Source organism: Acinetobacter sp. Colony158 (genome assembly GCF_019264745.1).
GTDB lineage: Bacteria > Pseudomonadota > Gammaproteobacteria > Pseudomonadales > Moraxellaceae > Acinetobacter > Acinetobacter ursingii.
Window position 1 is genome coordinate 286,516 of sequence record NZ_CP078523.1, and the last position, 7,659, is coordinate 294,174.

Below are 7,659 nucleotides of genomic sequence, written 5' to 3' on the forward strand. Positions count from 1 at the left end.
ATGCGACCGTATGCTTAATGAATGGACTTAATCCAGTTTATGTGGCTTCACAGCTAGGGCATAGTTTGGTGATGCTCATGAAACGTTATGCGAAGTGGATTAATTCAGATAAGAACAAAGAAGAGATTGCTAAAATTTCGAATAGTGCCAAAATTGTGCCAAAGAAAAAGGGAATCAAATTATGTATTTGATTCCCTTTCAGATATTTGGCGGAAGCGGTGAGATTCGAACTCACGGAGGACTCACACCCTCGTCGGTTTTCAAGACCGGTGCATTAAACCGCTCTGCCACGCTTCCATGTGCGTAAGAATACAAAGACACTTCATTTTATTCAAGAAAAATTTGAGTGCCTGATATTCAATTGGATATTGTTTCATCAAAAATTAAAGCTGGGCAGCCAATTCTGCACCTTCGCGAATGGCGCGTTTAGCATCTAACTCAGCAGCCAATTTTGCACCTCCAATAATATGATAATTCGCAAGTGTCGCTTCATTTTCACTTGGCATCAAATCCTTAATCGATTCTTGCCCTGCGCAGACCACAATTGTATCGACACGTAAGAGCTGATCATGTCCATTCAATTCAACCCATAAGCCTTCATCCGTGACCGCTTTGTACTGCACTCCGCGCATCATACGCACCGCATGTTTTTTCAACTGTGCACGATGTACCCATCCAGAGGTTTTGCCCAAACCAATACCCAATGGCGTCGTTTTACGTTGTAATAGATAAACCTGACGAATGGGTGCTTCAATTTGTGGAGCTTGCAAACCACCTTCGGTCATATAATCTGGTTGAGGATCGATGCCCCATTCACGTTGCCAATCAGCTAAGGGTTGCGGCTGAGGTTGATGTATTGGTTTTAATAAAAACTCAGATACATCAAAACCGATTCCACCGGCACCAATCACCGCTACACTATTTCCGACTGGAGCGCCTTTGAGTACTTCCGCATAAGATAAAACTTGTGGTAATTGACTCCCTTCAATTTTAAGCTGACGAGGAATCACACCCGTTGCAACAATCACCTCATCAAAACCCTCACGTTCTAATTGCTCACGATTGACTCGTGTATTTAAGCGTAAATCCACACCCGTTTTTTCAATTTGAACTTTAAAATAACGAATAGTTTCATGAAATTCTTCTTTGCCTGGCACCACTTTCGCCAGATTAAATTGGCCGCCGATTTCAGAATTTGCTTCAAATAACGTCACCTGATGTCCACGACTTGCCGCCACAGTTGCCGCAGACATGCCTGCAACACCACCACCCACGACCGCAATTTTCTTCGGTTTTTTTGTTTTTACATAAACCAATTCAGTTTCATAGGCTGCCCGTGGATTAACCAAGCAGGTGGCTCTTTTATTTTTGAAGGTGTGATCCAAACAAGCCTGATTACACGCAATACAGGTGTTAATTTCATCGACACGATTAGTTGCGACTTTCGTCACCCAAAATGCATCAGCAAGGAGTGGTCGCGCCATTTGCACCATATCTGCTTTGCCTGCTGCCAAAATTTCTTCGGCAGTATCAGGCATATTAATACGATTTGACGCGATCACAGGAATTGAAACATGCTGTTTAACATACGCCGTATAATCCACGAAGGCAGCACGTGGCACAGAAGTTACAATCGTTGGAACACGTGCTTCGTGCCAACCAATTCCTGTATTTAAAATGGTCACGCCTACTTTTTCCAGTGCCTGAGCAATGGTAATCACTTCTTGCATGGTATTGCCATCGTGCACCAAATCAAGCATGGATAAACGAAAGCTAATGATAAATTTTTCGCCTACTTTTTCACGAATTGCTTTGACGATTTCAATCGCAAAACGCATTCGATTTTCGACTGAGCCACCCCAACGATCTGTACGTTGATTGACATGGCGACTTAAAAATTGATTCAACAAATAACCTTCAGAACCCATAATTTCTACGCCATCATAGCCTGCCTTTTTGGATAGACTGGAGCAACGCGCATAATCATCAATGGTTTCAAGGATATTTTTTTCCGACATTTGACGTGGCTTAAACGGAGAAATAGGTGATTTAATTGCACTGGCCGATACCACAAAAGGCTGATATCCATAACGACCCGCATGCAAAATTTGCATCAAAATCTTGCCGCCATGTTTATGCACCGCATGAGTGACCAGTCGATGGTGCGGTATATCTGCCAATGAATTCATGGTTCCACCCGCAGGTAACAACCAGCCTTGACGATTCGGTGAAATCCCTCCCGTAATAATTAAGCCCACCCCCCCTTTGGCCCGCTCGCCAAAATAAGCAGCTAACTTGGGATAATTATAAAAACGGTCTTCTAGCCCCGTATGCATCGATCCCATCACAACTCGATTTTTAATTGTGGTAAAACCTAAATGTAATGGTTTTAAAATATGTGCATAGCTAGTCATAGGAAATCCTTGTTGAATTTGGCGGTGCAACTTGTTGCATAATACTTTAATACTTTTTTTATAGGTTGGGATGGCTTGTTATGTTTTTTTAGCTGTTTAAATTGTCAATCATCGCTAAAGCATATCTTATTTTCTCTAGAAAAGATGAATTGCTGAAACAACGCTTTCATTCATTCTGGAATTCTACTGAGCTCCTTACCATTATGATAACTATAGTTCATTGAACAACTTTAACGTTGGTCGATCCTTAAATAATCTTATTCCGTCTTATTCCTATCCTAAATGAATCTCTACTGTACTTCATCTGAGAATCTAAAAAATAAAAAAGCCATAAAAAATATGGCTTCCAAGTTAAAACGCTTTCTTTCAATATGAAATGGTTATTCTTATCGAGATTGTTTAGAACAATAATTAAATTGGGCATTTTTTGATTTTAATTTCAACGAACTCATCACAATCCCTGAACAAATCAAGGCAGCGCCCATCAGAATATTCATCGTGAGAGGTTCATGCCAGATTAACACACCAAAACATAAACTTAAAACAGGTATACACATAATTGAAATCGAAGCGATAAAGGTATCGACCTGACTCACAATCCAGTTCCACAGGGAAAATGCAAAACCAGTTCCAATGACAGCAATATAGAAAAGCAATGATTGGTTTAAAGGATTCATCCATACCGTTATATCTACAGGCTCAAATATTAAAGCGCCTATCAGAATCGCAATCCCACCGATCAGCATTTGCCAGATTGTTAGCTTAACTTTATCATAAGTTGCAAAATTTCTTTTGATATACACCGTTGCCATTGCCCAGAAAAAACCCGATCCAATCAAGAGTAACTCACCTGCTAAAGACAAATTCCAGCTCAAATGTAACAGTTGTGGCCAAAGAATCGCAATCAGACCTAATGTTCCTAAAATTAATCCTAAGACCTTTTGTCTGTTTAAACGTTCGTGTAAAACATAGTGTGCCAAAATCCCAATAAAAATAGGCATGGTAAACACCAACACGGCGGACAAGCCAGAATCTACAAATTGCATGGCAAAGATTTGTGTCGCATAGAAACCCAGACACACCAACGCACTTAAAATGATTAAGGATTTCCATTCGCCACGTTTAGGCAGAATCGATTTCTTCAAAATCAACTGAAGCAGCATTAAAGTCACAGCAGCCAAAATCAGACGGAGCGAAGTAAATAAAAAAGGTGGAAAAACCTGCAAGCTATGTTTAACCAGTCCCCATAAAGATCCCCATACCAGACATAATAATGCGATCGCACTGATGACCCGAATATTCACGAGCGTCTCTCAACAAATCAAATAATATGGTGATAGTGTATAAAACAAATGACATCATGAATAATGCTATGTTTTAATAGATACATCATTTTTTTTAATGCCTTTTTAAAAGAGTCTGCTTGATCTGATTAAATTGGCTATTTTGCACAGATTGAGGCATCTCTATGAATATTGACATTAGCGATATCCGGTCATTTGTAACTGTTGCCGAATTAAAAAGTATTACCGCAGCGGCGCATAAGCTTAATTATTTACAATCCAACATGACCGCCAAAATCAAGAAAATTGAAAACCATTACAAACGTCAACTTTTTATTCGCAAGCCCAAAGGCGTTGAGTTAACTGAATCTGGATTACATCTTTATAGTCAATATAAAAAAATGCTGTTTACGTGGGAAGAAACCGAACACAAAATCGATCAACAAGACAATAACTTACGCTTTGGCACCAATACCAGTTTAGGTGGCATGCGCTTTTATCCCTCTTTTAGTCAACTCTATCAGGCCTACCCTGAGCTTTCGATTACCATGAAAACTGGTGCAACAGGTTTTATTGAGGATGAAATATTAGCTGGAAATCTGGATATCGCTTATGTGCTTGGTCATCCTAAGCAAAAAAATATTCAGTATATTCAAAAAGATGAAGACCAATTGGTGATTATCGGAAAAAATGTGATTAATCATGAACGGCTTGAGGATTGTTTAAATCAGCAAAATATTCTGTTGGCATCTGAAGAATGCTGTTATGCCACAACACTGGATCAGATTTATGCAGACTATGGTTTAACTAAAGGCGAGTTTACCCATATTTATGATCATGAAGCTTTGATTCATTTTACGCAACTTGGAATGGGCATTTCTATGCTGGCCAAATCACTGATTGAAAAATATAAGATTCAATATTATCGGGAAATACCTGATCAATATCGCAATATTGGTTTATATCTGATCGCACGTAGCGACCATATCTTTACCCCGATTGAGAAACAATTTATTGGATTAAATGATACTCTTCAAAACAGTCAAAGCTTCCATCAGGTTAAAGTTGCTTAAAAAACTAAAATTGAAAAATTGAGCGCCTCTAAAAATATCGACATCGATTTTTCATTTTTCGGGGTGGATATTGAACGATCAGAAAAAATAAAATAAAAAAAGTGCTACAATATCTGCCATTCTGAATTCTCAAGACCATCGGTTTAGGTCTTTTTACAAATGTTAGTTAGGATTAGCAATGACTGATAACGCAACCATTTTGCAGCATGTACCAGTAGGCAAAAAAGTGGGTATTGCCTTCTCTGGTGGTCTGGATACTTCAGCGGCTTTATTGTGGATGAAACAAAAAGGTGCAGAGCCTTATGCATACACTGCAAATCTGGGCCAGCCTGATGAAGATGACTACGATGCCATTCCAAAGAAAGCTGAACAATATGGCGCGGTCAAAGCCCGTCTTGTAGACTGTCGTTTACAACTGGCTTTAGAAGGAATTGCGGCGATTCAATGCGGCGCATTTCATATCAGCACGGGCGGTGTTCCTTATTTCAATACGACGCCACTTGGTCGTGCGGTTACTGGAACCATGCTGGTGACTGCCATGAAAGAAGATGATGTCAATATCTGGGGCGATGGCTCTACCTATAAAGGGAATGACATTGAACGTTTCTATCGTTATGGTTTGCTCACAAATCCAAATTTAAAAATCTATAAACCATGGTTAGACCAACAATTTATCGATGAATTGGGTGGCCGTGCAGAAATGTCACAGTTTCTGATTGATAACGGCTTTGACTATAAAATGTCAAAAGAAAAAGCCTATTCAACTGACTCAAACATGCTCGGTGCAACGCATGAAGCCAAAGATCTTGAATATCTGGATGCAGGTATCAAAATCGTTGATCCAATCATGGGTGTGGCATTCTGGAAAGATGAAGTTGAGATTCAGCCTGAACTGGTTTCTGTGACTTTTGAAGAAGGTATGCCTGTTGCATTGAATGGACAGCGTATCGAAGATCCTGTTGAGTTTATCCTAGAAGCAAACCGTATCGGTGGTCGTCATGGTCTCGGCATGTCGGATCAAATTGAAAACCGTATCATTGAAGCAAAATCACGCGGTATTTATGAAGCGCCTGGTATGGCATTACTTCATATCGCTTATGAGCGTTTAGTTACTGGTATCCACAATGAAGATACCATCGAACAATATCGTATCAATGGTTTACGTTTAGGTCGTTTACTTTATCAAGGTCGCTGGTTTGATTCACAAGCACTGATGCTACGTGAAACAGCGCAGCGTTGGGTTGCTAAAGCGATTACAGGTACAGTAACACTTGAACTTCGTCGTGGTAATGATTACACCATTATGAATACTGAATCTCCAAATCTGACCTATGAAGCAGAGCGTTTAACCATGGAGAAAGGCGATTCCATGTTTACACCAATGGATCGTATTGGTCAGTTAACCATGCGTAATCTAGATATTACCGATACACGTGCCAAACTTGGGATCTATACCAATACAGGTTTGCTGTCGATTGGTCAGGGTTCAGCTGTTCCACAATTAGACACAAAAAAATAAGTCGATCCTTAAATAAAAAATTAAGTGCATCGAGTTTGATAATTCAATGCACTTAATAAAACAAAAGAGAGGTTCAATTGAACCTCTCTTTTGTTTTTAAGTCTAAATCATGATCGGCGGCGATAAAGTACCAGTCCAACAAGTCCTAATACTGTAAAGATACCTAGGCTACCGCCACCACTACTACTCTGGTTATTAGTAGTAGATGCTGTATTTTTTAAAGTCACAGTCGCCTCTGATGACTTTGTGCCATCAGCATCGTAAATGAGATAACTAAATTTATAGTCAAATACGTTGAAATTATTTTTCACCTGAATGCTAAGATTACCACCATAGCAGGTTTCTTTTTCATCAGGATACGGACATGGCCCAGTGCGCTCAGGAGTAACGGTGATACCTGAAGGAATGGTGGTTAAACGAATTGGTAATTCAACCCCATTTTCATCGTGGTAAAAAGCAGGTTTGTTTGGCTTATTGACCAAAGCCGAAACAGGCCCATCACCATCATCAGAAGCATTGCTCAGTAAATTGACATTGATCTTCTGATCAGTTCCGTATTGAATTGTATATTCAGCGGCTTTGGCAATTGGAGCAATATTGACAAAGTTTACCTGCATCAAACCTGATGATTGTTTAGACGTATTGAGTGAACCATCTGCATTTTTTAGGGTTAATGTATACTGACAGAAATTATATTCACCTGCTTGAGTAATCCCATCATCCAGACGATAAACCATAATTCGTTTAAGATCAGGATTCCATTCACATTTTAAATTTTCATCTGGTCGAGCATCGAGTTTAGCGCTATCACCACTTCCTGTGATCATCCCAACACCCAAGGCTTTTACAGAAATCGCATAAGTATCTGGCGTCAGATGCTGAATTTGACGACCGCCATCAGCTAACACAATTTCATCTGGTAGACTAAATTTAAAAGGATCTACATAGATTGCGCGATATTTTTCATTGGCTTTGGTATAGGTAATGAGATCCTCATACTCTTTAATACGTTTATTGTAATAAGGTAAAAAGTCTGGGTTAGTACTACTATTTGCAACCAGATCCTTGAAGAAATCTAACTCTGTTTGATAACTATCCAGTAAAGTGACGATCGAACTATTGACGATACCATTAATATCGCCTGCGGTTAAGCGCATGATTTCAGTCGAACCAAGATCACAAGTATTACGTCCTGTTGGATTTAAAATGAGAGTTCCATCGGTGATACGGTTAATTCCTCGTTGATCCTGTGTACTACAACCATCCGTTTCCACATCAACCAAATCTGTATCTAGTTTATTATCCTTAGGGAAATAAAGCGGCAAGAAACTGGTATATTCTGATGGTGTCTGCAAGCTACTTAACACACT

The 7,659-nt window shown here is 39.5% G+C and carries 5 protein-coding genes, 1 tRNA gene and 1 pseudogene; 3 read left to right on the forward strand and 4 right to left on the reverse strand.

The window, feature by feature from the left end:
- Nucleotides 1–191, forward strand: a pseudogene (locus tag JR005_RS00770) (site-specific integrase); the annotation flags it as partial.
- A gap of 16 nt (nt 192–207) precedes the next feature.
- Here the strand turns inward: JR005_RS00770 and JR005_RS00775 are convergent.
- From JR005_RS00775 to JR005_RS00785, 3 genes are all read right to left on the reverse strand, one after another.
- Nucleotides 208–297: transfer RNA gene (locus JR005_RS00775), tRNA-Ser, on the reverse strand.
- An 86-nt stretch (nt 298–383) separates the two neighbouring features.
- Entirely contained in the window at nt 384–2,414 is a 2,031-nt protein-coding gene (locus JR005_RS00780; RefSeq protein WP_151837714.1) for an NADPH-dependent 2,4-dienoyl-CoA reductase, read from the reverse strand.
- 386 nt (nt 2,415–2,800) lie between these two features.
- Nucleotides 2,801–3,718, reverse strand: coding sequence for a DMT family transporter (locus JR005_RS00785; protein WP_218665398.1), 918 nt, complete (start codon nt 3,716–3,718; stop codon nt 2,801–2,803).
- 164 nt (nt 3,719–3,882) lie between these two features.
- Here JR005_RS00785 and JR005_RS00790 point away from each other — a divergent pair, with 164 nt between their 5' ends.
- A complete protein-coding gene (locus tag JR005_RS00790) occupies nt 3,883–4,770 on the forward strand; it encodes a LysR family transcriptional regulator (protein ID WP_218665399.1) in 888 nt (295 codons plus the stop codon).
- Nucleotides 4,771–4,948: 178 nt separating this feature from the next.
- Entirely contained in the window at nt 4,949–6,289 is a 1,341-nt protein-coding gene (gene argG / locus JR005_RS00795) for an argininosuccinate synthase (protein ID WP_044434542.1), read from the forward strand.
- Nucleotides 6,290–6,396: 107 nt separating this feature from the next.
- On the opposite strand, the gene JR005_RS14320 is transcribed toward argG, so the two are convergent.
- Nucleotides 6,397–7,659, reverse strand: a 1,263-nt coding sequence (locus JR005_RS14320; protein WP_228731724.1) for a GlyGly-CTERM sorting domain-containing protein, incomplete at its 5' end; no start/stop codon positions are given.